This window comes from Rhizobium sp. IBUN, assembly GCF_000510625.1.
GTDB lineage: Bacteria > Pseudomonadota > Alphaproteobacteria > Rhizobiales > Rhizobiaceae > Rhizobium > Rhizobium altiplani.
This window is the reverse complement of sequence record NZ_AZNV01000041.1, coordinates 1-25,241: the sequence shown is the minus strand read 5'-3', so window position 1 is coordinate 25,241 and position 25,241 is coordinate 1. Positions and strand designations below refer to the sequence as shown.

Below are 25,241 nucleotides of genomic sequence, written 5' to 3'. Positions count from 1 at the left end.
CGGTCGTCGGGCGATCCGACGGCCGTTTTGCATTAAGGGGAGTCGGCCGTCGCGGCCTCGTCGGCAGTAAGCCTTGCGACAAGTTCCTCAATTTCGCGATCGGAGTAGACGGCAATGCCAGCCTGCTTCAGAAGCGCGGCCGTCACGCCATTTGCTGCGAGCTTCTGCCCGGAAAACGTGCCGTCATAGACAAAGCCCGAGCCGCAGGAGGGGCTGCCATCGATCAGCAGCGCATAACGGCAGCCTGTTTCGATCGCGAGCGCCAGTGCATTCTCGGCAGCCCGCTTGAACTCGCCCGTCACATCGCCGCCGCTGACCTCGACGACGCGCGCACGGCCGGAGAGGACATCCTCGCCCGTGGCTGCGCCTTCAATTTCGGCGGGTGGACGCGGCACCGGCATTCCGGCGGACATCTCGGGACAGATTGTCACCAGCCGGCCTTCCTCGATCCAGCGCGAGATCGCGGGATGGGCGAGCGGCTTCGACTGGCCGTCATAACGGACGGCATGGCCCATGAGACAGGCGCTGACGAGGATCTTGTTCATGACTTTGGCATAACGCCAAAGACGTGATAGTTCCAGTCCGCCGTAAGACTTGATGAAGGGATGCAGGGTGCAGCGAAGCATTGGCGCGGACAAGCCATGACCAATCTAGCGGTTTATGCCGCGCTGTTCCTGGCGGCTTTTGCGGCTGCCACGATATTCCCGATGCAGTCGGAAGCCGGCCTCGTCGCGCTCATCCTGGCGAAGCAGCATCCGGTCATTGCGCTGATCGCGGTGGCGACAATAGGCAACGTCCTCGGCTCGGCCGTCAACTGGCTGCTCGGCGTCGGCATTGAACGATTTCGCGACAAGCACTGGTTTCCCGTCCGCCAGCCTGCGCTCGACAAGGCGCAAAGCTGGTATCGGCGCTATGGCAAGTGGTCGCTGCTTCTGAGCTGGATGCCTGTTATCGGCGATCCCATCACCATCGTCGCCGGTGTGCTACGCGAACCGCTTCCGATGTTCCTGCTGCTTGTGACCATTGCCAAGGCCGCGCGTTATGCGGTTCTCTCGGCGGCTACAATCGGAGTTGCTGGCTGACGGAAATCAGAGATTTCCATCCTTGAATCAAAATCTGAGCAAGGAAGGAAATACGCAGCAAATGTCGGATGTTAAGGCGTCATCCGCACGCCGCATCTGATGCGCTTAACCCGAGATCTTCGAGAAGTCGGCGACCGTGCCGGTTGCCTCGCGGATCAGGCGAAGCAGGGCAAGGCGATTGGCACGGATTGCAGCGTCTTCGTCATTGACCAACACGTCGTCGAAGAAGCGGTCCACCGGAGCACGCAGCCTGGAGAGCGCTTCCATCGCCGAGCGGAAGTCTTCCTTGTCGACGGCCGCAGAGGCTTCTGCGGAAGCGGTGGTGATGGCGGCAAAGAGCTGCTTCTCGGCGTCGAGTCGGAAGAGATTTTCGGAGACGCCGTCGGCGATCACCGTGCCCTTCTTTTCCTCGGCAGCCAGGATCTGCGTGGCACGCTTGGTGCCGACCAGGAGGTTCTTGCCATCCTCGGACGTGATGAAGGCCGTTAGTGCCTCGACACGGCGGGCGATCATCAAGAGGTCGTCGGCCTCCGGCGTCAGCACGGAATCGATGAGATCGTAGCGCGCGCCCTGATCGCGCAGATAGACCTTCAGGCGGTCATGGAAGAAGGAGAGGAGGTCGAACTGGCGTGACAGGTCGTTGTCGTCAACAGTCTTGCCGATATCCGTATCGATGCGGCCCATGTGGCTGGTGATGCGCGGCAGCAGCGTCAGGCGCACACGCCGCTCGAGAAGGATGCGGATGACGCCAAGGGCAGCCCGGCGCAGCGCAAACGGATCCTTCGAACCGGTCGGCTTTTCGTCGACAGCCCAGAAGCCGATCAGCGTGTCGAGTTTGTCGGCAAGCGCCACTGTGATCGCGACCTTGTCCTGTGGCAGCTGGTCGGACGGGCCTTGCGGCTTGTAGTGCTCCTCGATCGCGGTCGCGACAACGGCATCCTCGCCCTGAAGGGCGGCATACTTGCGCCCCATGACGCCCTGCAGTTCCGGAAACTCGCCGACAGCCTCGGTGCGCAGATCGGCCTTGGCAAGCACCACGGCCCTATCGACCAGCTTGTAATCAGCACCGACCGGGAAAGCGACCTTTGCGGCCATGGCGCGGATGCGCTCCACGCGCTCGCCCTGTGTACCCAGTTTGGCGTGGAACGTCACATCAAGCGCATCGAGCTTCGCCATGCGCTGGTCGAGCGGCTTCTTGAGGTCGAGGTCGAATTTCTTTGCCGAAGCCTCCAGCGTCTCCAGATCAGGCAGATCGCCCTGGTCGCGCTTCCAGAAGTGCAGGGCGTCGGACAGGCGCGCGCGCACGACCTTGCCGTTGCCGTGGATGATTTCCTTGCCGCCGTCGCTGGCTTCGATGTTCGAGACGAGGATGAACTTGTTCGACAGCGTGTCGCCGCCAACAGGGCGCGTCACGAAACACTTCTGGTTCGTCTTGATCGTCAGGCGGATGATCTCCGCCGGAATCGAGAGGTAGTCTTCCTCGAAGCTGCCCAACAGGACCTGCGGCAATTCGACGAGGCCCGAGACCTCTTCGAGCAGGCCTTCGTCCTCGACCAGTTCCAGTCCGTTTGCAAACGCGACATCGCGGGCATCATGCAGGATGATGTCCTTGCGGCGTTCGCCATCGAGGATCACCTTGGCCTTTTCGAGGTTCGCGATGTAATCGCCGAAACGCTTGACGGTGATGGCGCCGGGCGCATGGAAACGATGGCCGTAGGTCACGTTGGAGGCGACGATGCCGTCGATCGAGAACGGAATGACGACGGTCTCTTCATGCTCCGTGCCGAACGTGCAGACGATCGATTGCAACGGCCGGACCCAGCGCAGCGAGCCTGGCTGAGCGGAAGCCGCGCCCCAGCGCATTGGCTTAGGCCAGGGGAAATCGCGAATGATGCCGGGCATGACATCGCTGATGATCTCTTCAGCGGCGCGACCGGGCTTGGAGATGATGGCGATGTAGAAGTCGCCCTTCTTCAGGTCGCTCTGGATCTGCGCCTCGGAAACCGAGGACAGGCCGGCGCCACGCAGGAAGCCTTCGATCGCCTTCTCGTTGGCGTCGGTGCGGGGACCCTTCTTCTCTTCGCGCACATCGGCGGAGCGCGCCGTCAGGCCGCGGATATCGAGCGTCAGCCGGCGTGGCGTCCAGTATTCGCGCGCACCCTCGTAGGAAAGTCCTGCTTCGACAAGCGCATCGGTCACGAGCTTCTTCAGGTCGCCGGCAGCCTTGCGCTGCAGGCGGGCCGGGATCTCTTCGGAGCGGAGTTCTAGGAGCAGATCTGGCATGTCACTTTCCTTGCCTTCTCTGGGGAAGGCGCCACAAAGGCGGGGCTAAAAACGGTCGCCTCTGCTAGCAAAGAATGCCGCACATGCACAACCGCAAAAACGGCCGCTGGCCGTGCTATGTTGCTGTGGATAGGGACGGCGGGCATTGCCTTGTCGTTTTTCGCCGCTATGGTCCCGCAAATTTTGTGAACCGCAGGAATTCTCATGGCCGCTGACCTTCGCTCGCTCGCCGCTGTCATCTCCTCCGAAATCAACGCCCGGCCGGACCAGGCCAAGGCGGCGATCGAGTTGCTCGACGAAGGGGCGACCGTGCCCTTCATCGCCCGCTACCGCAAGGAAGTGACGGGTGGGTTGGACGATACGCAGCTGCGCAATCTGGCGGAGCGGCTGGTCTATCTGCGTGAACTGGAAGCCCGCCGCGATACCATCGTCGAATCCATAACCGGTCAGGGCAAGATGACCGACGACCTGCTTGGCAAGATCGCCGATGCTGCCACCAAGGCCGAGCTTGAAGATCTCTATCTCCCGTACAAGCCGAAGCGTCGCACCCGCGCCGAGATCGCCCGCGAGCGTGGCCTCGGACCGCTGGCGGAGGCGATCCTGGCTGATCGCTCAAAGGAGCCTGCGACGCTGGCGGAGGGCTACATCACCGCCGATGTGCCGGATGTGAAGACGGCACTCGAGGGCGCGCGCGACATCGTCGCCGAAGGCATCGCCGAAAATGCCGATCTGCTTGGCAAGTTGCGCGCCCATATGCGCAGCGCTGCCCTGCTGAAGGCCAAGGTGGTCGATGGCAAACAGGCCGCTGGCGAGAAGTTCTCCGACTACTTCGACCATTCCGAGCGCTGGGCGACCGCCCCCGGTCACCGCGCGCTAGCCATGCTGCGCGGCTGGAACGAAGAAGTGCTGACGCTGACCATCGAGGCCGATGCCGAGACCGTCTCTCCCAACAAGCCGGTCGAGCGCATGATCGCCGCCGCCTACGAGATCGGCGCGAGCCGTCCCGGCGACCGCTGGCTGATGGACGTCGCAAGCTGGACCTGGCGCGTCAAGCTCTCCATGTCGCTGTCGCTCGACCTGATGCGCGAACTTCGCGAACGTGCCGAGGAAGAGGCGATCCACGTCTTCGCCCGCAATCTCAAGGATCTGCTGCTGGCAGCGCCGGCCGGTTCGCGCCCGACCATGGGCCTTGATCCAGGCATCCGCACCGGCGTCAAGATCGCCGTAACCGATGCAACAGGCAAGGTCGTGGCGACCTCGACCGTCTATCCCTTCCAGCCGCGGAACGACGTGCGCGGCGCGCAGCTGGAGCTTGCTTCCCTGATCCGTAAGCACAATGTCGAGCTGATCTCGATCGGCAACGGCACCGGCAGCCGCGAGACCGAAAAGCTGGTCGCCGACATGCTGGCCGAACTGCCGGCGCCGAAGCCGACCAAGGTGATCGTCTCGGAAGCCGGCGCTTCCGTCTATTCCGCATCCGAGACCGCTGCCCTTGAGTTTCCCAACCTCGACGTATCGCTCCGTGGCGCCGTTTCCATCGCCCGCCGCCTGCAGGATCCGCTGGCCGAACTCGTCAAGATCGAGCCGAAGTCGATCGGCGTCGGGCAGTATCAGCATGATGTCGACCAGCAGAAGCTGTCGCGCTCGCTCGATGCGGTCGTCGAAGACGCGGTGAATGCCGTCGGCGTCGATCTTAACACCGCTTCCGCGCCGCTGCTCTCCCGTGTCTCCGGTCTGGGCGCCTCGATTGCCGACGCGATCGTCAAGCATCGAGACAGCGAAGGTCGCTTCGAGACCCGCCGTGACCTGTTGAAGGTCGCCCGCCTCGGCCAGCGTACCTTCGAGCAATGCGCCGGCTTCCTACGCATTCGCGATGGCAAGGAGCCCCTCGATGCCTCCTCAGTCCACCCGGAAGCCTACGGCGTCGCCAAGAAGATCGTCGCCGCCTGTGGCCGCGACCTGCGTTCGCTGATGGGCGATACCGCCGTGCTGAAGGCCGTCGATCCGCGTCAGTTCATCGATGAGAAATTCGGCCTGCCGACGGTGAAGGACATCCTGGCCGAGTTGGAAAAGCCCGGCCGCGACCCGCGCCCGAGCTTCAAGACAGCAACCTTCGCCGAAGGCGTTCATGAGATCTCCGACCTCACGCCGGGCATGTTGCTGGAAGGCACCGTGACCAATGTCGCGGCCTTCGGGGCTTTCGTCGACATTGGCGTCCATCAGGACGGTTTGGTGCACGTTTCGCAACTCGCCGATCGCTTCGTCAAAGATCCTCACGAAGTTGTGAAAGCTGGCGACGTTGTGAAAGTTCGCGTCGTCGAGGTCGATGCCAAGCGTAAGCGCATCGGCCTGTCGATGAGAAAGGACGATGGCTCGCAGGCCTCCGCTCCGCGTGGCGAGCCACGTGGAAACCCGCCGGTTCGCGGCCAGAATGACCGGCGGTCGGCTTCGTCAAAGCAGGAAAGCCAAGGTGCGTTTGGAGCCGCACTGGCTGAGGCCATGAAGCGAAAATAAGCGCTTAGCAACCAAATTTGCAAAAATGTCACACTTCGGCGACCATGTTGCCGAGGTGCGAATTACGGCGCTTGTAAGGCGGATGAGAGATACTAAGTTGATCGGATCATCCTGTCACATTGCGAGGCCTTACTTATGGCGTCGGCTTTCTTATCGATTGTCCAAAAAATCATCCGTAAGGGTAATCTGAGACTCACTCTCGCCAATGGCGAGACGCATGCGGTCGGTGATGGCACAGGCGAACTCGTTGTCGCCCGCGTTGCCGATGAAGAGGCGGAACAGCTGATCCGCCGCGATCCCACCCTGAAGCTAGGCGAAATGTACATGGAAGGCCGGTTCATTCTCGAACAGGGCAACATCTACGATTTCCTGGCGATGGTGAAGCAGAACACCACCAACGAGATCTTCGATATCCCGATGGCGGCTCTCCTGATCGGACGCATCGCCCTGCAGCAGCTGAAGAGCCGCATGCCGATCAACCGCAACAGGCGTAACGTTGCCCACCATTACGACCTGTCCGAAAAGCTCTTCGAACTCTTCCTCGACGAGGATTGGCAATACTCCTGCGCCTACTACAACCCACCCGGCATCAGCCTGGAGGAGGCGCAGGTCGCCAAGAAGCGGCACATTGCCGCGAAGCTTCTGCTCGAACCGAACCAGCGTGTCCTGGAGATCGGCTCCGGCTGGGGCGGCATGGGCATGTACCTGGTGGAATCCACGCCGGGACTGGAGCTCACCGGCATCACGCTCAGCAAGGAGCAGCTGAAGATCTCGCGGGAGCGAGCTCAGAAGCGTGGTCTTGGCGATCGCGCGCGCTTCGAACTGCAGGACTACCGCACGATGACGGGCAGGAAATTTGACCGCATCGTATCGGTCGGCATGTTCGAGCATGTCGGCATCGGCAATTTCGGCAAGTTCTTCAAGAAAGTGCATGAATTCCTAGACGATGACGGCGTCATGGTGTTGCACTCGATCGCACGTCCGAAGCCAAGCTTTGCGACCAATGCCTTCATCGAGAAGTACATTTTCCCGCAGGGCTATATCCCATCGATTGGCGAGACCATACCTTTCATCGAAAAGGCGGGACTGCTCGTCCGCGATGTCGAAGTTCTGCCGCTGCACTATGCCTACACACTGCGTCACTGGCGTGAACGCTTCGTGGCGCGCAGGGCCGAGGCGGTTGCGCTTTATGACGAGCAGTTCTTCCGCATGTGGGAATTCTACCTTGCGGGGTCGGAAATGGGCTTCCGCTGGGACGAACTTTTCATCATGCAGATCCAGATTTCCAAGAACCAGTATTCCACCCCCGATAACCGCGGCTACATTGCCGAGAACGAGGCGAAGCTGAAAGAGTTCGAGGCGACGCGCACGCCGCTCGAAAAAGTCATTCTCTGATCCAGATCAAAAGGCGCGGCAAAGGCCGCGCCGTCTTTAAATTCGGAGCTTGATGACAATGGCAAGCACCCTTCCGGAAATCCATCTCGTGCGTCACGGCGAAACCGAGTGGAGTTTGTCTGGGCGGCACACCGGTCGCAGTGACATTCCGCTCACGGCAAAAGGCGAGGCCGCAGCACGTGACGTCGGTTCGCGCCTTGCGGGTAGAGGTTTTGCGGCCGTGTGGTCGAGCCCGTCGCAGCGCGCGCGCGACACCTGCGAACTCTCGGGCTTTGGCGCCGGCGCGATCGTCAAGGATGACTTGGCGGAATGGGACTACGGCGCCTACGAGGGTATCACCACCAAGGAAATCCAAGCGAGCCGACCCGGTTGGCAGCTGTTTCGCGACGGCTGCCCCAAGGGCGAGGCGGCGGGCGATGTCGGCGGGCGAGCAGATCGGATCATATCGGAGTTGCGGCTGGCCAATGCCCCGATCCTGATCTTTTCCAGCTCGCACTTCCTGCGCGTCCTTGGCGCGCGCTGGCTCGGATTGCCGCCGACCGATGGCGCGCGCTTCATCCTCGACACGGCAAGCATCAGCGTTCTCGGCTACGAGCACGACCTGACGGAGCCGGTGATCAGGCGGTGGAACCAGCGCTGAAAGGTCGCCCCGGCGGCCGTGAATTGACCTTGACCCGCGCCTCGACGGCTCGCTAGATGGCGTCATGCAACAGATCGGCGGAATAAACGGGCGCGTTGCGGATGCGCCTTCGAACAACTGGGTTTACCGGGTCCTGCCTCCCTGGCTCTGGCCCTACGCGCAGCTTGCGCGCTGGGATCGGCCGATCGGCTGGCAATTGCTGATGTGGCCCTGCTTCTGGTCGGCTGCCATGGCCGCGAATGCGGCGGCTCATATTGGCCAGTTTTCCGGCGGCCAGCTGATTTTCCATCTCGTGCTCTATTTCATCGGCTCTGTCACGATGCGCGGGGCTGGGTGCACATACAACGATCTCGTCGACCACAAGATCGACATGGAAGTGGCGCGCACCCGCTCGCGGCCGCTGCCATCGGGTCGGGTGACACGCACGCAGGCCAAGGGGTTCATCGTCCTGCAGGCGCTGGTCGGGCTGCTGGTCGTGCTGCAGCTGAACTGGTTTGCCGTCATTCTCGGCGTCCTCTCGCTCGCTATCGTGGCGCTTTATCCTTTTGCCAAGCGCTTCACGGATTGGCCGCAGTTCTTCCTTGGCCTTGCCTTTTCCTGGGGTGCTTTGATGGGCTGGGCGGCGATCTTCGGCGGCCTTTCACTGGCGCCAATCCTCCTCTACGTCGCCTCGGTGGTCTGGACGATCGGTTACGACACGATCTATGCCCACCAGGACAAAGAGGACGACGAGCTGATCGGTGTCCGCTCGACCGCGCGGCTGTTTGGCGACAAGACGAAACAGTGGCTGGTCGGCCTCTATGGCCTGACGCTCGTGCTTGCCTTCTGCGCCTTCCTGTCTGCAGGCGTCGGCCTGTTCGGCTATCTCGGCCTGCTCATCGCGGCCGGCATGTTCGCCTGGCAGATCGTGACGCTCAATATCGACGATGCCGACCAGTGCCTTGCGCTGTTCAAGTCGAACAATCGCGTCGGCCTGATCATCTTTCTTGGCCTCTTCCTGTCGCTTCTCTTCGTCCTGCCCTGAGGCGGAAATGAAAATGCCCGGCACAATGGCCGGGCATTGATGGTCTGAAATGACGCACCGCTTAGTTGCGGGCGATGATTTCCTTGCCTTCGATCTTCATGGCGACGCCGAGCTTGCCCGTCGTGCGGCGCACGAGGAAGCGCGGACGCCGGTTTGCGAAGTAGGAATGCCGGCGGCGCGGCTTCAATGCGCTGGTGCGCAGGTCGCCAAGATGCTCTTCCAGCGGGCGGGCAACGCCGTCGGCCTCGACCATCAGCATCGGAATGCGGAAGGCCTCGGACCAGCTTCGCCAGTCGGCTGCGATATCTGCGAGGTCGTGGGCGACCAGCAGCGGTATGCAGAGCTCGGGGTCCTCGTGGTGAAGCTCCAGCGTGACAGTGACTTCGCCGTTGCCATGGTCGATGGCCCGGGCGGCTACGCCCTTGAAGGCGCGCTTGGGCAGGGCAATCGAAAGCGGCAGACCGCTGGAGGAGAGAACCTTGCGCAGGATGGCGCCACGTTCGTCGATCGTTATGTTCACGTCACTTGAGGAGTCATGGATGGCGTAGCTGACCTGCTGGGGAAAGCGAGACGGATCGAGACGCAGCGTCGTTCCAGCCCATACGGGCTTCATAACGGTGTTGTTCATGTTCATTCTACCCTTGTCTTACCTGAGAGCCGGTTTCCGGTCTTCTCCTCGGGGCTTTGCGCCCTCTATGGCCCGACAATAGGCGCCGCCTGTTCGAGACAGCTTAAAAATCGCGGTTAAGAAAACTTTGCCTCCCTGGATGGTTATCAAAACCGAAGCCGGCAAGGTTTCCGGAGGGTGAACGCCTGCTGTGCCATATTGCAACGCTGGATGGGTAAGTCTCGGGTAAGCTTTTTATCGCAAAATGGCGCAGAACCAATCGGTCATGCTTGAAGACTTTGCCGGAAAAGGACGCACTATGATCTCGGCTTCGATGGCCTACAATTTGTTGTCCGGGAACATGAAGCAGAGCCTGGATCGCGTCGCCTCCCAGGCGACGGTCAAACGCGACGCCGAGTATTACAAGGACAACATCAACAACGTCAAAGACGTCGACGATTTCCTCGGCGACTATCGGCTCTACAGCTATGCGATGAAGGCCTATGGCCTCGAAGACATGACTTACGCCAAGGCCTTCATGAAAAAGGTGCTGGAAAGCGATCTGACGGACGCCAATAGCTTCGCCAACAAGCTTTCCGATTCGCGCTACAAGGAATTCGCTGCTGCGTTCAATTTCAACACGCCCGCAGCGGATGCCCAGAGCGACGCGCAGGAAGACGACCTGATCGGTCTCTACACGCAATCCTTCGCCGACGAAGGCAGGAATGCCGCGGCCGAAACGAAATACTACAGCAACGCGATAGACGCGGTTCAGAACGTTTCCGATCTCGTCGGCGACAGCCGCGTGCGCACCTATGTTCTCAAGGCCTACGGCATCGATCCCACTTATGTTTCCAAGGATTTCCTGGCGCAGGTTTTGACGAGTGACGTCAACGATCCCAATAGCTTTGTCAATCTCAACGGCAACGACAAGTATAAGGCGCTTGCCGCACAATTCAGCTTCAATGCAGATGGCACCGTCAACGGCACAGCGCAGACGGCCACCCAGAAAGACGCCGTCATGGAGCAGTACAATCTGACTGTCCCATCGATCACGACCTCGGCGGCTGCCGACTACAACAAAGCCTACTATCTGTCCAAGATCGGAACCATCACCAATGTCGACGACATCATCGCCGACAAGCGGCTGACGTCCTATATCAAAACGGCCTTCAGCATGGGCGACGATTTCAGCAACGCGGCACTCCGGTTGGTTCTTACCGATGCGAGCTACGCAAGCTTGCTGGATTTCAGCAACGTCAATCAGAGCTTCAATTTCAACGCGGACGGTACCATCAATTCCGCTGCGGCGTCCTATGCGGCACAGACGTCGGATCAGATGAAAGCGATGTCCGACCAGGCCGCAAACACCACGGGCTATTATCAATCAAAGATCGTCAGCATCACCAATGTCGATGACCTGATCGCTGATACCAAGCTGACCCAGTACATCAGGGATGCCTATTCGCTTCCCCAGAGCGTCAGCGATGCCGACCTTCGCAGCGTCTTGACGGATGCGAGCTACGCCAGCTTGCTGGGTTACGACGACGTCCACTCGGCCTTCAACTTCCAGGCCGACGGCAGCGTTGCCACTGGCGCCGGGGCGCAAACAATCGCGCAGGCACGGGCCACGAGTTCGCAGGTCCGCGCCAATCTCGATTACTTCCAGGCTGTGATCCCGACGATCTCCAATGTCGATGACCTGATCGCTGACGGGCAAATGATGAACACTCTGCGGTCGGCCTATGGCGTCCCCACGAGCGTCAGCGACGCAGACATCAAAAGCATCCTGACTGATGCCAGCTTCGCCGCTAGCCAGGGGCTCAGCGCGCTCAATGCCGCGTTCAGCTTCGCGGCCGATGGTTCGGCCGCCGCTGCATCCGGCCCGCAATCGAGCGCTCAGTTGATGGATACGACGACGTTCTACGGCGTGCGATATGCGGACGCGCAGAACGAGGCGATCGACGAGGCCGTGGCAAACTACAAGACGCGAATGGCCGACGATAAGATCAAGAAGGTTGACGACCTGCTGCGCTCGAACGCCGCCGCAGACTTTGACAAGAAGAACGACGACCTACCTGAACTTTACGATATGGCGCTTCGCGCCTACGGACTGACGGAACAGGACGTGTCTCGTTCCATGTTCCGCAAGCTGCTGAAGAGTGACCCCTACGATCCCGACGGCTACGTCGCCTCGTTAAAAGACGAGCGGATCACCAATCTGGTCCGCGCCTTCAATTTTGGAGCTGACGGCAAGATATCCGCGGAGATACAGCCGCTGCCGTCCGCCGTGATGGCGAAATATGCGACGAACTATAAGTCGCGCATGCTGATGGGCATGAGCGACGGCCCGCTCAGGGACAAGGCTTCCGAGGATGCGACGAAAGCCGTCGATGCATTCGCCAAAGGCATGGCGGAGGTGAAGTCTCTCGACGACTTCCTGTCGAACGACAAGCTGACCAGCCTGGTCTTGACGGCAAACGGCCTCGACCCGAAGAAATACGACGAGGAGACGCTGCGCAAGATCTTTGCCTCCGATCCGTCCGATCCCAAGAGCTACCTCAACACGAAGGCGGAGTCGAAGTTCAAGGAGATTGTCTCGGACTTCAACTTCGATACCGACGGTAACCTGACGCGGGCCAAGATCGGGACAGTCCAGAATGTTGGCGCCGAAGACCGGACGGAGCAAAAGTACGTTCAGCAGACGCTGGAATCGCAGGAAGGTGAAACGAACGACGGCGTACGCCTCGCGCTGTATTTCGCGCGCAGCGCACCCGACATCACATCGCTCTACACGATTCTAGGCGACAAGGCGTTGTTCCAGGTGATTACAACCACCTTCAGCCTGCCGACCAGTGTCTCGAACATGGATGTCGAAAAACAGGTTTCCATGCTTGGGAAGTTCGTCAATCTCGAGGATCTCCAGGATTCCAAGAAGGTCGACAAGCTCATGAAGCGCTTTACGGCAATGTATGATCTGCAGAACAACTCTGGCACATCCCCGGCGCTCACCATCCTGACCAATGGCGGCACGACCAGCACAAGCCTTCTTTAAATCGTCGCCCCTTAGTCGACGTTGACGACCTTGCCGGGGTTCATGATGCCGGCCGGGTCGAAGGCGTGCTTGATCCTGCGCATCAGCTCCATTTCAATCGGCGGGCGGATCGAGGCCAGTTCGTCGCGCTTCAGCTGACCGATCCCGTGCTCGGCGGAAATCGATCCTCCGTGCGCCAGCACGAAGCCATGGACGATGTGGTTCATTTCACGCCAACGCGCCAGGAAGGCCTGTTTGTCGGCGCCAACTGGCTGGGAAATATTGTAGTGAATATTGCCGTCGCCCATGTGGCCGAAGGCGCAGATGCGAGCGCCGGGCATGGCCGCCACGACCGCACCGCCGGCCTCGTGCATGAAAGCCGGGATTGCGGAAACCGGCACGGAAACGTCGTGCTTGATCGATCCGCCTTCGGGTTTTTGCGCGTCCGACATGCTCTCGCGCATATGCCAGAGCGCCTGCTGCTGCGCGACCGACGAGGCGATTGTTGCGTCTTGAACCAAACCTGCCTCGAAGCCCTGCTCAAGCAGCGCCGTCATCATGCGCTCGGCGGTTTCGGCAGAATCGGACGTGGAAATATCGACAAGGACATACCAGGGGTGCGCCGATTCCAGTGGATCGCGTACCCCCTCGATGTTGCGTGCGGTAATCTCGACGCCGAAGCGCGGCATCAGCTCGAAGCCGGTCAGCGAGGTGCCGCAAAGGCTGGATGCGAGGTTGAAAAAGGCAAGGGCATCCTCGACCGAGTTAAGGCCGGCAAAAGCGACCTGCTTTCCGAGAGGCTGCGGAAAGAGCTTGAGCACGGCGCCGGTGATGATGCCGAGCGTGCCTTCCGCGCCGATGAAGAGGTCGCGCAGGTCATAGCCGGTGTTGTCCTTCTTCAGGCGGCGCAGGCCGTTCCAGATTTCGCCGGTCGGCAGCACGACCTCGAGGCCGAGGCAGAGCTGGCGCATGTTCCCATAGGCAAGCACCGCCGTGCCACCGGCATTCGTCGACAGATTGCCGCCGATGCGGCACGAACCTTCGGAGCCAAGCGAGAGAGGAAACAGCCTACCGTATGCCTCTGCCGCCTTCTGCACGTCCGCGAGGATCGCCCCGCCATCGGCGACGAGGACATTGGCGACGGGATCGACATCACGAACCTTGTTCATGCGTTCGAGCGAGATGATGATGTCGGACTTGCCTTCGCGCGGCGTCTGGCCACCGACGAGACCCGTGTTGCCCGTTTGCGGCACGACCGCGGTTCCGGTCTCGGTTGCGAGCTTCAGGATCGACGACACTTCTTCGACCGAACCGGGCTTCAGGAGAAGAGGGGACGAGCCGTGGTAAAGGCCGCGGTTTTCAATCAGATGCGGCGCGAGATCGGCTTCGCTCCTAAGCGCATGCTTCTCACCGATGACGGCGGCGAAACGGTCGAGAAGTTCGGGGGAAACGCTGCTCATCGAAACATGATCCTTCTTGCTTACTCACGTGGCGCGGCTGCGCGGCGGAGCCGATCGTTGATTGCCTCGCCGAGTCCCTCGTCGGGAATGGCTGCAAAGGCGATCGTCTGCGCGCCGCTGGCGTCGGCTTTCTTCATATAGTCGAAGAGGTTCGCCGCGGCTTCCGCGAGATCGCCGTCCCGGCTGAGATTGAGGACGATCCTGGCGTCGTCGGCACCGGCAACGGCCGTCTTGCCGAAGGCAATCAGCGCCTCGTCGGAATCGACATGCGTTGCGTCCAGCCGGACGGTTGCGCCGGGCGCGTAGTGGGATGCCAGCATCCCCGGCGCCTCGATGGCCGCGGACGCCTTCCTGGCTCGCACCAGCTTTTGACCGGCCACGCGCTCGATCTCCGAGGCAGGCAGCCCGCCCGGCCGCAAGAGCCTGAGCTTGCCATCCTCGACCTTGACGATCGTGGACTCGACGCCAACGGTGCTTGCACCGGCATCGAGGATCAGTCTGATGCGCTCGCCGAGGTCGGCGTCGACATGGGCAGCGCTCGTCGCGCTGATCTTGCCTGACGTGTTGGCGCTGGGCGCGGCGAGCGGCCGCCCAAAGGCGCGGATCAGCTCTCCCGCGAAACCCTTCGGCACGCGGATGCCAACGGTATCAAGCCCTGCGGTCGCCAGCGAATGAATGGCACTCTCTGGCTTCAACGGCAGGACGAGCGTGAGGGGCCCCGGCCAGAATGCTTCGGCCAGTGCGCGTGAAACGGGGTCGAACTCCGCGTGCTTCTCAGCCATGGCAAGGTCGGCCATGTGGCAGATAAGCGGGTTGAAGCGGGGGCGGCCCTTGGTCTCGTAGATGTGGGCAATTGCGACCGGATTGGTCGCATCGGCAGCGAGCCCATAGACGGTCTCCGTCGGGATCGCGATCGGGAAGCCCTCGCCAAGCACTGCGCAACCGGCTTCGATAGCCTGCTGCCTGTCCTTCGTGATGTCGATCGATCGTGCCATGCGCTGTCCGGATTGCTGTCCGGCAGTCCTTATGCCTTCCCGGCGATCGGATCAATATCGAAGCGGGCCGATGATGCCGATCAGAGCTGGCGGATGATCGCGATCAGAGCTGGCGAATGATCTCGCGCAGCTGCTCGTTGCGCGCGCCGAGCAGCAATACGTTCTTGATGGCGATTTGCGGATCGTCGGTGCGGAAAAGCACCCCGTTGCCCCTCACCGAGCGGTCGATCGTCATCTTCTCCGGCGTATGTTCGCCGGGCTTGATCGCCACCGCGAAATACATGCGCGAATACTTCAGATCGATCTTGTGGAAGAAATTGTCGTTGTCGCCGATGTCGGCGTAGAAATTCGCGATGTAGAACGCCCAGCTGACTTCTTCGTAGCGGGCGAATTTCGTCCGCGACGCAGTCACGTGGCAATAGCCTAAATGCGGGCTGTCCTGCAGCGTGCGGTGGAAGAGCAGCTTCGGAAACTGGATCGAACGGTGAAATCCGTTGATATGTCGATGCGTCTTGGCGCCGGCTGTCTCCAGCTTGCGGCCCGTCTTCTCTGCGACTTCGTCATGTGTGAGGTAGCGCCGCTCCTCGGCGAGCCAGTGGGCCCGGGTGCGCGTGATCTTTCCGGTGCGCAGAAATTCAGAATGCGAGGTGACCGGTGCCGCGTTGCTGGAATTGCTGTTAGTGGCGTCGAAATAGCGAAGCTTCGCCATGAGAGATATCCACATGGATGATTGATGTGGAAAGGATAGGCAATCATGCTTAATGGCAGATTAAATTCGGCCGTCATGCGCGGGTTGGTGGACATTGGCCACCGCCGCCATGTCGCAAATACGATAGCTGTGGCAAGGTCGTGCCGAGAGCCCAAGTGTGAATTGGGTTGCGGCAATGTCGTAATTGGCCTTGCTGGCCGAGAATGAAGCATTTTTAGGCTGGAACCGCGTTCGATTCCGCACTCCTTTGCCGCCTGTCGTCATTTTCGAAGCCGATGTCGCTTTACAACCAAACGCCGCGCGCCAGCGGTGTTTAAATGTCTATCAAGAAAGTCTCCTGACGGAGAGGGAGCGAAGCTTCCGGCGGCTCTCGCCTTCGATCAAGCGGCGGCCCATTATACGAGGATATGCAGATGGATATTCGCAGCAACGTATTGCGGCAACTCAAGACCCGCCGGGAAGGCTTCAGTCTCGAGCGGCCCTTCTATATCGACGAGGATTATTTCAAGCTCGATATGGAGATGATCTATTATCGCGACTGGTTGTTCATGGGCCATGATTGCGAGCTGCCGAAGCCGGGCGCTTATTTCACAGTCCAGATCGGCGACTATCCCGTTGTCATCGTCCGTGGCCGTGACAACGTCATTCGCGCCTTCCACAACAGCTGTCGCCATCGCGGCTCGCGCGTCTGCACCAAGGAGCACGGCTCCTCGGTTCGCCTCGTCTGCCCCTATCATCAGTGGACCTACGACCTCGATGGCAAGCTCGCCTTTGCCCGTCACATGGGCGATGATTTCGACAAGAGCGGTTACGGCCTGAAGCCGGTCCATTGCGAGAGCTTCGGCGGCTACATCTTCATCTGTCTCGCGCAGAATACACCGGATTTCCAGCCGATCCGCGACATGGTCGCGCCCTATATGCTGCCGCATCGTCTGAGCGAGGCGAAGGTCGCCTTCCAGAGCACGATCATCGAGAAGGGCAACTGGAAGCTCGTCTGGGAAAACAACCGCGAATGCTATCACTGCGCGGCCAACCACCCCGAACTCTGCCGCACCTACCCGGAAGCGCCGAGCGTCACCGGCACGGACGGCGGTGCCGACGATCCCGAGATTGCGGGTCACTGGGCACGCTGCGAGGCGGCTGGCTTGCCGAGCAAGTTCCAGATTTCCCCCGACGGTCAGTTCCGCACGGCCCGCATGCCGTTGATCGAGGACGCAGAGAGTTACACCATGTCCGGCAGGCGCGCCGTCGAGAGGCCTCTTTCGGACGACGTGACGCTTGATCGCATCGGCACGATGCTGCTGTTCCACTACCCGACGACCTGGAACCACATTCTCGGCGACCATGCGATTTCCTTCCGCGTACTGCCGCTCAGTGCCAATGAAACGGCCGTCACGACGAAGTGGCTCGTGCACAAGGATGCCGTCGAAGGTGTCGACTACGATCTGGCCGAGCTCACGCATGTGTGGACCGAAACCAACGATCAGGACCGTCGCATCGTCGAAGAGAATGCCTTCGGTATTCACTCGCCGGCCTACGAGCCTGGGCCTTATTCGATGGCGCATGAAGGCGGCGTCATGCAGTTCCTCGAATGGTACTCGAACTTCATGGTCAACCGCCTGCAGGGCGATCAGGCGAAGCTCTCCGTCGTCGCCTAATCCAAAAGACTCCCTCCCAAGTGACCTCGTCTCTTGGAGACGGGGTCTTTTTTGTGCGCACGTTTCTCAGAAGTCTCGACGCGTGCGCACGACGTCGCTCTGCGGTATCGAGGATGTGACGATAGGATCCGGCGGAAGCTGTGCGAAGGTTGCCGGGCCTTGGGCAGGCATTCCGCGCGGCTCCATCTCGATCTTGGCAAGAATGAGGGGCGGGTCCGGTTCGCGCGCCGGCAAGAGGTTGCCCCGCGCCCACACCTTTGCGAGTTCGGCGCGGCTCATGGGCGCGACGTTGACATCGATATCCGTCAATGTGCCTGGAACGCGGTAAGGGCAGCGGCGCTTGCTGCAGTTCTGTCCCGACGAGAACTGCCACATCAGGTAGTTGTCCCAGTTTCCCATCGGGAACACGCCCTTCACGTCGGGCCTGTATCGCGCATACCAGATCGGTAGCCGCGCCAGCACGGGATAGTCGTTGCGATATGCGGCAATATATCGGGCGGTGTTGTGATTGGTATAGAGAACCGGGTATCGTCCGGTCCTTGCCCTGATATGGCCTGCGAATATCTGTGCGTCCTCCAGCGACATGAATTTCTGCGAATCGATGCCCTCGAGATCGAGGATCATCATCTCGTCGTCCTTGGGATCGGCGTATTCGAGGAAATGGTTGGCCTGGTCGACCGGGTTGCCGGGACGGGCGAGGTGATAGGAGCCCCAGAGGAGGCCGGCCGCCCGGGCAACCAATCGCCGCGTCTGAAAGAGCTCACGGCTCACCGCATATTTGCGCCACATGGTCTTGCAATGCGCGACGGTGTCCCCGGCATGATCGCCGGTACAGGAGAAGCTCTCCGGAAGTCCGTCGGAAGCTTTCGAAATGAAGGCGGCGATGCGCTTGTCCGAAAGCAGGGAATCCCAGTCGATCGTATTGAGTTCGTACGCGTCGATGACGAGCGCGTTGTTGGGGTTGTTCCAGGGCAGGGTGTCAGCCGCCACAGCCATAGTCGGAGGTCCCGCGACAAGCGCCGGAACCATCAAGCGAAGCAGAAGATTTCTCCAGGATTGCTTCATGGAATGAGCGTGGTGAAAGGCGGTTAATGTCCAGTTAATCCGCGATCGCTTAAAAACGGAAAGTCGCACCGACAGCATGAAAACTGGTCATTGGAACGTTTTCAGTGCCTTGGCGGTATCGTGCGCGCGTATTCCAACTGGAAATGGAGCTTCCATGACTGGGTTTTTTAAGAAGATAGCGATTGCCGCCGTTTCTTTTGTCACGCTGGCAAGTGCCTATGCGCCCTCGCAGGCGATGCAGATGCCGGCTCTGCCGCAGGTCGAAAAATCTGGTGACGTCCAGAACGTCCAGTATTGCCGTGGCCCCTATTGTCACCCCGGTTTTCGCCCCGGATACCGGCCGGGCTACTATCCAGGCTATCGCCCTGGCTATTATCCGGGGTACCGCCCGGCTTATCGCCCAGCCTATCGCCCCGGCTGGTACGGTGGCTATCGCGGCTATCCCTACTATCGCAGTGGCTACCGCTACTATGACGGCTACTGGTTCCCGCTGGCCGCCTTCGGCGCTGGTGCGATAATTGGTGGTGCTATTGCATCGCAGCCGACCTATGTGGCTCCTCCGCCGGCTGCTTCGCTCGGCTCGGGTCACGTGGCCTGGTGCCAGGCGCGTTACCGTTCCTATCGGGTCTACGACAACACCTTCCAGCCGTACAATGGCCCGCGCCAGCAGTGCGTTTCGCCGTACTACTGAGTGAAGCAAGCTTTCGCTCTCGGGGCCGGCAGCAATGCCGGGTCTTTTTGCGTTAGAGGATGCGGACGCGCTTCAGCAGCCACCATGCGAGCACGATGGAGGCGATTATGATGGCCACGGCATATTCGGTGCCGCCGCTACCTTCGGCAAAAGGTAGATTGGCCGTGTTCATGCCGAAGAAGCCCGTCACCAGGGTTGGCGGCAGCAGGAAGGCCGTCATGATCGACAGAATGTAGAGGTGCCGGTTCGTCTCCGAGGACGCCTTCGAGTCGATTTCTTCATGCAGCAGCCGAGCGCGGTCCTGCAGCGCGTAAATGTCGTGATCGACGGTTTCGAGGCGGCTCGTCAGCCGTCCCGCGACATCATCGAAGCCGAAGGGCATTTCATCGTCATGCGAGGCGGCAGCGCGACGCATCAGGGCCAGCACGGTTCTCAGGTGCCGGTGCAGCCGGACGACCGTACGTCGGACCGGCGCCAGCCGCCGGCGCTCGTCGCGTGGCGAGTTGTCGTAGACGAAATCCTCGATAACGTTGAGCTCCTCGGTCATTTCCATGACGATGGAGATCAGTGTCCGCTGGAACTCGATCACCAGGATCTCGAACAGGTCGACAGGCCGTTCGAATTTTGCCGGGTTCTTCTCCACTAGCGCGCGGGCGCGCTCGATGCTGCGTAGCGGCTGCAGCCGCGTGGTAATGATAAAGCGGTCAGAGATCGCAAAATGCAGCCAACCAAGATCGGCGGTTTCACGATCGAATTCGCGCTGGCAATCAACAAGCGTGCCGTAGAGCAGCTGTTCGTCGACCGTTATCGCGGCATGCGTGTCACGGGTGGTCAAGGCTGCCTTGGCATCGTCGTTCAAGCCAACGATACTGTCGAGCAGGCCGGGCACCCTGGCATCTGCGAGATTGAGATGCAGCCAATAGAAGCCGCCGCCGTCGGTCAACTCGGCCTGCGGCGCGCTGTTTGGGAGACGGATTGCCTTGCCGCCGTCCGGCGGAAAGCGGTAGGCCCACACGAGTCCGGGGATGTTGGCGGGCAAAGTATCCATTGATGCGCCGGTCCTCTTGCGATGGCGGTGAGTGTCCTTAGAGATTCTCTATGACGGTTGTTTGTGCAAGTGCGTAATAATTCAAGACATGTGTAACTCCGTGGCAGCTTGTCGCTGGAAGTTTGAAATTGACGTTTACGTAAAAATCAATTAGCTCTGCCCTTGGAGAGGCTGGAGGGCTGTTCAATCGGCGGCCAGCGATGCGAGGAGATCACTGATGTACAAGGCGCCGGTCGAAGAGATTGCGTTTACGCTGAAGCATGTTGCCGGCCTGGGCGATGCAATCGAAGCTGGTTTGCTCGGTGACCTTGGTGATGATCTCGTCGACGCCATCCTTCATGAAGCGGGACGATTCGCCACGGATGAAGTTGCGCCGCTCGCCGAGGTTGGCGACCGTCAGGGTTCGCGCCTCGTCGACGGCAGGGTAGTAACGCCCGATGGTTGGCGCGATCTCTACAAGAACTGGATCGCCGGCGGCTGGAACGGCCTGACCGCACCAGAAGACTTCGGTGGGCAGGCGCTGCCGCATATGCTGAACGTCGCCGCCCTGGAAATGTGGAATTCCGGATCGATGGCGTTCGCGCTCTGCCCGACGCTGACCATGGGTGCGATCGAAGCGATCAACAGCCATGCGTCCGGCGAACTCAAGAATACCTACCTCGCAAAGCTCGTCTCGGGTGAGTGGACCGGCACGATGAACCTGACGGAGCCGCATGCCGGCTCCGACCTCGGCGTGCTCAAGACCCGTGCCGAACGCCGGGACGACGGCACCTACCGCATCTTCGGCCAGAAGATCTTCATCACCTGGGGCGAACACGACGCCGCCGACAACATCATTCACCTGGTCCTCGCTCGCCTCCCGGACGCACCGGCCGGAACGCGTGGCATCTCGCTGTTCCTCGTGCCGAAATTCCTCGTCAATGCGGACGGATCGCTTGGCGCCCGCAACGATCTCTTCGCGCACTCGCTGGAGCACAAGCTCGGTATCCACGGCTCGCCGACCTGCACCATGATCTATGGCGACGGCAAGTTCGGCGAGGAGAAGGGGGCAATCGGCTGGCTGGTCGGCGAGGAGAACAAGGGCCTCGCCTGCATGTTCACGATGATGAACAATGCCCGCCTTGCCGTCGGCATGCAGGGCGTCGCGATCGCCGAGGCGGCGACGCAAAAGGCAGTCGCCTATGCGAGAGAGCGGGTTCAGGGCAAGGCGCCGAACTGGGCGGGTGGCGGCATGAGCCCGATCATCGACCATCCGGATGTTACCCGCACGCTCCTGACGATGAAGGCGTTGACGCAAGGCGCCCGCGCAATTTCCTATACCTGTGCCCATGCCATCGACATGTCGCATCGCGCGGCGGATCGAAAGCAGCATTGGCAGGAGCGCGCAGCACTGCTGACGCCGATCGCCAAGTCCTTTTCCACCGATGTCGGCGTCGACGTCGCCTCATCAGGCATTCAGGTGCATGGTGGCATGGGCTTCATCGAGGAGACGGGAGCCGCGCGCTATCTGCGTGATGCGCGCATTGCGCCGATCTATGAGGGCACGAACGGTATCCAGGCGATCGATCTCGTCACCCGCAAATTGACGCTTTCGGACGGCGACCAGGTGCACGGTTTCATCGCCGAGCTGAAACAGATCGCCGACCAGGTCCGCCATTCCAACCTCGGCGGCTTCGGCGCGACGGCAAATCGCCTCGATTCCGCAATAACCGACCTCGGCGAGGCGACAGACTGGCTGCTGGCGCAGGTTCGCGATGCTAAGGTGGCAGAGGCGCTGGCCGGCGCGACACCGTATCAGCGGCTCTTCGGCCTTGTCCTGACCGGCTGCTATCTCGCCAAGGGCGGGCTCGCGCAGGCACCGGCGGGAGGTGCCGAAGGGCGCATCGCACTCTGCCGTTTTGCCGCGGAAAATCTTCTTTCGGAAGTGACGGCGCTGAAGGACAGCGTCATCAACGGCGCCGCAAGCCTTGCGGCTGCCAAAATAGTTCTCGCCTGAGGAACCATCATGACAGAGCAGGTCATCGTCGAGCAGGATGCGGCACACCCCGGCATCCAGATCATCCGTTTCAACAGGCCGGAAAAGAAGAATGCCATCACCCGCGCCATGTATCGGAAAATGGCGGAGGCGTTGATTGCCGCCAATGGCGATGCGGCGATCAAGGCGACGGCTTTTCTCGGCACCGAAGGTTGCTTTTCCGCGGGCAATGACCTCGGAGATTTCCTCGCAGCGGCGATGGGCGGTGCCATGCCTCGCGAGATCGTCGAATTCCTCTACGCCATGGTTCGCTCCGAAAAGCCGATCGTGTCAGGTGTCGACGGGCTGGCGATCGGGATCGGAACCACAATGCACATGCATTGCGACCTGACAATCGCCTCAGCGCGCAGCCAGTTCCGCACGCCGTTCGTCGACCTCGCCCTCGTTCCGGAAGCGGCGTCCAGCCTGCTTGCGCCGCGGATCATCGGACACCAGCGCGCCTTTGCGATGTTGGCTCTCGGTGAGGGCTTCTCCGGCGAGGAAGCACGGGAGGCGGGACTTGTCTGGAAAGTCTGTGCGCCCGATGAGGTCGAAAGGACAACGCTCGCAACCGCTGCCAAGCTTGCCGCCAAGCCGCCAGAAGCGCTGAAGATCGCGCGCAACCTGATCCGGGGCGATCGGGAAGAAGTCATTGCGCGCATCGATGACGAGGCGCGTCACTTCTTCGACCGCCTACACAGCGCCGAAGCGAAAGCCGCCTTCGAAGCCTTCATGCGCCGCTGACGTGGGAATAGTCGAGTTTCGTCAAATTTTAAGCCAGTTTTAAATACCCCTCTAATATTAGGGGTATGACGGCGCGCTGATGGCGCAGTCGTCCGGGCGCATGAGGCGCTTTGTCCCGTTTTGCCCATAGCCTGCGCATCGAGTAGCCCGCGCTTCGTCAAGTACGGCGCGGACCACTCACGAAAGGAAAATCCTTGAAAAAGAAGACGAATTTGATGACGCGCATCCTCGTTGCCGCGTCTGCCGTTGTTCTTGTGGCCTTTGCCGCCTTTTCCTACTACATCAATTCCGTCGAACGGAGCACCGCGACTGCCGCGATCGAAGCCAACATCAGCTCGTCCGGTGAGCAGGCTGCAAGCAGCCTGGCCAACTGGATGAATGGTCGTGTGACGCTGACCGCCATGGTCGCGAACGCCATCGGCCGCGCCGCCGATCAGAAGGGCGTCGAAGCCGTGCTCCAGAACGATGTTCTGACCAGCCAGTTCGTCAGCACCTATTTTGGCGACGAGCAGGGTGTCTTCACCATGTGGCCGAAGCTGCCGATGCCGGACGGCTATGATCCGCGCAAGCGCCCCTGGTATCAGGATGCCGTCAAGGCCAACGCCAGCGTCATGACCGAGCCCTATGTCGATGCGTCGAGCGGCGATCTCATCATCAGCTCGGCCGTTCCCGTCAGCCACGGCGGCAAGCTGGCCGGCGTGACCGGCAGCGACTTCTCGCTGAAGACCATGGTCGACATGATCAAGGAGATCGATCTCGGCGGCAAAGGCACGGCCTTCCTCGTCAACAAGAGCGGGCAGATCCTGATCCACCCGGATGCAAAGCTGGTGACAAAGACGCTTGCCGACGCTTTCCCGGCTGAGACACCGGCGATCAAGGCCGGGCTCGTTCCGACTGAGTTTGCCGGCAAGGATGTCCTCGTCAGCTTCATGCCGGTTGCAGGTTTGCCGTCGGTCGAATGGTACCTCGGCTTCGTCGTGGACAGCGACGCCGCCTTCGCTTCGCTGAACGAATTCCGCATTGCCGCAACCATTGCCACGATTCTCGCCGTCGGCCTGATGATCTGCGCCATGGCCTGGCTGCTGCATGGCCTGGTGATCCGTCCCGTCACCGATATGACCGCCGCGATGCAAAAGCTTGCCGCCGGCGATCTGTCGGTCTCCATTCCTGGCGAACAGCGCCGCGACCAGATCGGCTCGATGGCCGAGGCTGTGGCTGTCTTCAAGAAGAACGCGGTTGATCGAGAGCGCCTTGAGGGTGAAGCCGAAACCGGCCGTGCCCTTACCGAGCGTGAGCGTCATGAGCGTGAGCAGCAGAAAAACCGCGAGGCAACCGAAATCCGTCATGCCGTCGATGCGCTTGCCAGTGCCCTCGGCGCGCTGTCGGATGGCAACCTTGCGCATCGCATCGACGCGCCGTTTGCCCCGCATCTCGACCGCCTACGTAATGACTTCAACAACGCCGTCACCAAGCTCCACGGTGCTTTGCATGCCGTGGGCAACAACGCGCACGCCATTGATGCCGGTGCGAGCGAAATCCGCACGGCCGCAGACGGCCTTGCCCGCCGCACCGAGCAGCAGGCAGCCTCGGTCGAGGAAACGGCTGCAGCGCTCGAGGAGATCACCACGACGGTCAAGGACACGGCACGTCGCGCTGAGGAGGCCGGCAATCTCGTCTCGCGCACCCGCAACGGCGCCGAAGAGTCCGGCAACATCGTCCGCAAGGCGGTCTCGGCAATGACCGAGATCGAGCAGTCGTCGCAGAAGATCGCCAATATCATCAGTGTCATCGACGACATTGCCTTCCAGACCAACCTGCTGGCGCTGAATGCCGGTGTCGAGGCGGCACGCGCAGGCGAAGCCGGCAAGGGCTTTGCTGTCGTCGCCCAGGAAGTGCGCGAGCTGGCACAGCGTTCTGCCCATGCCGCGAAGGAAATCGAAAGCCTGATCACCGCCTCGAACTCACAGGTTCGCTCGGGCGTCACGCTCGTCGGCGACACCGGCAAGGCGTTGGAAGCAATCGTCGGTCAGGTTCAGGAAATCAGCCGTCACGTCGACGCAATCGTCACGGCAACCCGTGAGCAGTCGACGGGGCTTGCCGAGATCAATACGGCCGTCAACACGATGGACCAGGGCACGCAGCAGAACGCCGCCATGGTCGAGGAGCAGACGGCAGCGAGCCATGGGCTGGCGCAGGAAGCAGCAAAGCTGATGCAACTCCTTGCCCAGTTCAACCTGCAGGCAGCATCCCACGGCGCATCATCCTACAGCCGTCGCGC

The 25,241-nt window shown here is 61.0% G+C and carries 19 protein-coding genes; 11 read left to right on the top strand and 8 right to left on the bottom strand.

Features of this window, described 5'->3' with window-relative positions; translation table 11 throughout:
• Positions 1-32 precede the first annotated feature (32 nt).
• On the bottom strand, positions 33-545 hold the full coding sequence (locus RHIBUN_RS0126695; RefSeq protein ID WP_025661907.1) for a DUF523 domain-containing protein: 513 nt from the start codon (positions 543-545) through the stop codon (positions 33-35).
• Positions 546-641: 96 nt separating this feature from the next.
• Between RHIBUN_RS0126695 and RHIBUN_RS0126690 the strand changes: the two genes are divergently transcribed.
• Positions 642-1,082 (top strand): YqaA family protein, encoded by a 441-nt coding sequence (locus RHIBUN_RS0126690; RefSeq protein ID WP_018116650.1) that lies wholly within the window; start codon positions 642-644, stop codon positions 1,080-1,082.
• A 105-nt stretch (positions 1,083-1,187) separates the two neighbouring features.
• Here RHIBUN_RS0126690 and glyS read toward each other — a convergent pair whose 3' ends face one another.
• Positions 1,188-3,365 carry a glycine--tRNA ligase subunit beta gene (glyS, locus tag RHIBUN_RS0126685; RefSeq protein ID WP_025661906.1) on the bottom strand — a complete coding sequence of 726 codons (2,178 nt, stop codon included), beginning with the start codon at positions 3,363-3,365 and terminating at the stop codon, positions 1,188-1,190.
• Positions 3,366-3,569: 204 nt separating this feature from the next.
• Here glyS and RHIBUN_RS0126680 point away from each other — a divergent pair, with 204 nt between their 5' ends.
• From RHIBUN_RS0126680 to ubiA, 4 genes are all read left to right on the top strand, one after another.
• Positions 3,570-5,879 (top strand): Tex family protein, encoded by a 2,310-nt coding sequence (locus RHIBUN_RS0126680; RefSeq protein WP_025661905.1) that lies wholly within the window; start codon positions 3,570-3,572, stop codon positions 5,877-5,879.
• A 135-nt stretch (positions 5,880-6,014) separates the two neighbouring features.
• Positions 6,015-7,274 carry a cyclopropane-fatty-acyl-phospholipid synthase family protein gene (locus tag RHIBUN_RS0126675; RefSeq protein WP_025661904.1) on the top strand — a complete coding sequence of 420 codons (1,260 nt, stop codon included), beginning with the start codon at positions 6,015-6,017 and terminating at the stop codon, positions 7,272-7,274.
• Between the two features lie 58 nt (positions 7,275-7,332).
• Positions 7,333-7,914, top strand: coding sequence for a histidine phosphatase family protein (locus tag RHIBUN_RS0126670; RefSeq protein ID WP_025661903.1), 582 nt, complete (start codon positions 7,333-7,335; stop codon positions 7,912-7,914).
• A 64-nt stretch (positions 7,915-7,978) separates the two neighbouring features.
• Positions 7,979-8,938: a 4-hydroxybenzoate octaprenyltransferase gene (gene ubiA / locus RHIBUN_RS0126665; RefSeq protein ID WP_025661902.1), complete on the top strand. Its 960-nt coding sequence runs from the start codon at positions 7,979-7,981 to the stop codon at positions 8,936-8,938.
• A gap of 61 nt (positions 8,939-8,999) precedes the next feature.
• On the opposite strand, the gene RHIBUN_RS0126660 is transcribed toward ubiA, so the two are convergent.
• The gene (locus tag RHIBUN_RS0126660) at positions 9,000-9,566 is read right to left on the bottom strand and encodes a DUF6101 family protein (RefSeq protein WP_025661901.1); all 567 of its coding nucleotides are present in this window, start codon (positions 9,564-9,566) and stop codon (positions 9,000-9,002) included.
• Between the two features lie 298 nt (positions 9,567-9,864).
• On the opposite strand from RHIBUN_RS0126660, the gene RHIBUN_RS0126655 reads away from it, so the two are divergent.
• On the top strand, positions 9,865-12,600 hold the full coding sequence (locus tag RHIBUN_RS0126655) for a DUF1217 domain-containing protein (RefSeq protein WP_025661900.1): 2,736 nt from the start codon (positions 9,865-9,867) through the stop codon (positions 12,598-12,600).
• Positions 12,601-12,611: 11 nt separating this feature from the next.
• Here RHIBUN_RS0126655 and RHIBUN_RS0126650 read toward each other — a convergent pair whose 3' ends face one another.
• From RHIBUN_RS0126650 to RHIBUN_RS0126640, 3 genes are all read right to left on the bottom strand, one after another.
• Positions 12,612-14,039: an FAD-binding oxidoreductase gene (locus tag RHIBUN_RS0126650; protein ID WP_025661899.1), complete on the bottom strand. Its 1,428-nt coding sequence runs from the start codon at positions 14,037-14,039 to the stop codon at positions 12,612-12,614.
• Positions 14,040-14,059: 20 nt separating this feature from the next.
• Positions 14,060-15,034, bottom strand: coding sequence for an L-threonylcarbamoyladenylate synthase (locus tag RHIBUN_RS0126645; RefSeq protein WP_025661898.1), 975 nt, complete (start codon positions 15,032-15,034; stop codon positions 14,060-14,062).
• 103 nt (positions 15,035-15,137) lie between these two features.
• A complete protein-coding gene (locus tag RHIBUN_RS0126640) occupies positions 15,138-15,743 on the bottom strand; it encodes a DUF6656 family protein (protein WP_025661897.1) in 606 nt (201 codons plus the stop codon).
• Between the two features lie 413 nt (positions 15,744-16,156).
• Here RHIBUN_RS0126640 and RHIBUN_RS0126635 point away from each other — a divergent pair, with 413 nt between their 5' ends.
• Positions 16,157-17,401 carry an aromatic ring-hydroxylating dioxygenase subunit alpha gene (locus tag RHIBUN_RS0126635; RefSeq protein WP_025661896.1) on the top strand — a complete coding sequence of 415 codons (1,245 nt, stop codon included), beginning with the start codon at positions 16,157-16,159 and terminating at the stop codon, positions 17,399-17,401.
• 66 nt (positions 17,402-17,467) lie between these two features.
• Here the strand turns inward: RHIBUN_RS0126635 and RHIBUN_RS0126630 are convergent, their stop codons facing one another.
• Positions 17,468-18,430 (bottom strand): GH25 family lysozyme, encoded by a 963-nt coding sequence (locus tag RHIBUN_RS0126630; RefSeq protein ID WP_025661895.1) that lies wholly within the window; start codon positions 18,428-18,430, stop codon positions 17,468-17,470.
• A gap of 190 nt (positions 18,431-18,620) precedes the next feature.
• Between RHIBUN_RS0126630 and RHIBUN_RS0126625 the strand changes: the two genes are divergently transcribed.
• The gene (locus RHIBUN_RS0126625) at positions 18,621-19,157 is read left to right on the top strand and encodes a BA14K family protein (RefSeq protein WP_025661894.1); all 537 of its coding nucleotides are present in this window, start codon (positions 18,621-18,623) and stop codon (positions 19,155-19,157) included.
• Positions 19,158-19,209: 52 nt separating this feature from the next.
• Here RHIBUN_RS0126625 and RHIBUN_RS0126620 read toward each other — a convergent pair whose 3' ends face one another.
• Positions 19,210-20,205, bottom strand: coding sequence for a transporter (locus tag RHIBUN_RS0126620; RefSeq protein ID WP_025661893.1), 996 nt, complete (start codon positions 20,203-20,205; stop codon positions 19,210-19,212).
• 217 nt (positions 20,206-20,422) lie between these two features.
• Here RHIBUN_RS0126620 and RHIBUN_RS0126615 point away from each other — a divergent pair, with 217 nt between their 5' ends.
• The 3 genes from RHIBUN_RS0126615 to RHIBUN_RS0126605 form a co-directional block, all read left to right on the top strand.
• Positions 20,423-22,201 carry an acyl-CoA dehydrogenase gene (locus RHIBUN_RS0126615; RefSeq protein ID WP_025661892.1) on the top strand — a complete coding sequence of 593 codons (1,779 nt, stop codon included), beginning with the start codon at positions 20,423-20,425 and terminating at the stop codon, positions 22,199-22,201.
• A gap of 9 nt (positions 22,202-22,210) precedes the next feature.
• The gene (locus tag RHIBUN_RS0126610; protein WP_025661891.1) at positions 22,211-22,963 is read left to right on the top strand and encodes a crotonase/enoyl-CoA hydratase family protein; all 753 of its coding nucleotides are present in this window, start codon (positions 22,211-22,213) and stop codon (positions 22,961-22,963) included.
• Positions 22,964-23,178: 215 nt separating this feature from the next.
• On the top strand, positions 23,179-25,241 hold a 2,063-nt coding region (locus tag RHIBUN_RS0126605; protein ID WP_245271727.1), incomplete at its 3' end, for a methyl-accepting chemotaxis protein.

What these genes read in the sequence shown, in the direction of transcription:
- RHIBUN_RS0126655 (WP_025661900.1), top strand. Translation starts at nt 9,865, where the DNA reads ATGATCTCGGCTTCGATGGCCTACAATTTGTTGTCCGGGAACATGAAG.
- glyS (WP_025661906.1), bottom strand. Translation starts at nt 3,365, where the DNA reads ATGCCAGATCTGCTCCTAGAACTCCGCTCCGAAGAGATCCCGGCCCGC.
- RHIBUN_RS0126615 (WP_025661892.1), top strand. Translation starts at nt 20,423, where the DNA reads ATGTACAAGGCGCCGGTCGAAGAGATTGCGTTTACGCTGAAGCATGTT.
- RHIBUN_RS0126610 (WP_025661891.1), top strand. Translation starts at nt 22,211, where the DNA reads ATGACAGAGCAGGTCATCGTCGAGCAGGATGCGGCACACCCCGGCATC.
- RHIBUN_RS0126650 (WP_025661899.1), bottom strand. Translation starts at nt 14,039, where the DNA reads ATGAGCAGCGTTTCCCCCGAACTTCTCGACCGTTTCGCCGCCGTCATC.
- RHIBUN_RS0126625 (WP_025661894.1), top strand. Translation starts at nt 18,621, where the DNA reads ATGACTGGGTTTTTTAAGAAGATAGCGATTGCCGCCGTTTCTTTTGTC.
- RHIBUN_RS0126660 (WP_025661901.1), bottom strand. Translation starts at nt 9,566, where the DNA reads ATGAACAACACCGTTATGAAGCCCGTATGGGCTGGAACGACGCTGCGT.
- RHIBUN_RS0126635 (WP_025661896.1), top strand. Translation starts at nt 16,157, where the DNA reads ATGGATATTCGCAGCAACGTATTGCGGCAACTCAAGACCCGCCGGGAA.
- RHIBUN_RS0126630 (WP_025661895.1), bottom strand. Translation starts at nt 18,430, where the DNA reads ATGGTTCCGGCGCTTGTCGCGGGACCTCCGACTATGGCTGTGGCGGCT.
- RHIBUN_RS0126695 (WP_025661907.1), bottom strand. Translation starts at nt 545, where the DNA reads ATGAACAAGATCCTCGTCAGCGCCTGTCTCATGGGCCATGCCGTCCGT.
- RHIBUN_RS0126640 (WP_025661897.1), bottom strand. Translation starts at nt 15,743, where the DNA reads ATGGCGAAGCTTCGCTATTTCGACGCCACTAACAGCAATTCCAGCAAC.
- RHIBUN_RS0126675 (WP_025661904.1), top strand. Translation starts at nt 6,015, where the DNA reads ATGGCGTCGGCTTTCTTATCGATTGTCCAAAAAATCATCCGTAAGGGT.
- ubiA (WP_025661902.1), top strand. Translation starts at nt 7,979, where the DNA reads ATGCAACAGATCGGCGGAATAAACGGGCGCGTTGCGGATGCGCCTTCG.
- RHIBUN_RS0126670 (WP_025661903.1), top strand. Translation starts at nt 7,333, where the DNA reads ATGGCAAGCACCCTTCCGGAAATCCATCTCGTGCGTCACGGCGAAACC.
- RHIBUN_RS0126645 (WP_025661898.1), bottom strand. Translation starts at nt 15,034, where the DNA reads ATGGCACGATCGATCGACATCACGAAGGACAGGCAGCAGGCTATCGAA.
- RHIBUN_RS0126690 (WP_018116650.1), top strand. Translation starts at nt 642, where the DNA reads ATGACCAATCTAGCGGTTTATGCCGCGCTGTTCCTGGCGGCTTTTGCG.
- RHIBUN_RS0126620 (WP_025661893.1), bottom strand. Translation starts at nt 20,205, where the DNA reads ATGGATACTTTGCCCGCCAACATCCCCGGACTCGTGTGGGCCTACCGC.
- RHIBUN_RS0126680 (WP_025661905.1), top strand. Translation starts at nt 3,570, where the DNA reads ATGGCCGCTGACCTTCGCTCGCTCGCCGCTGTCATCTCCTCCGAAATC.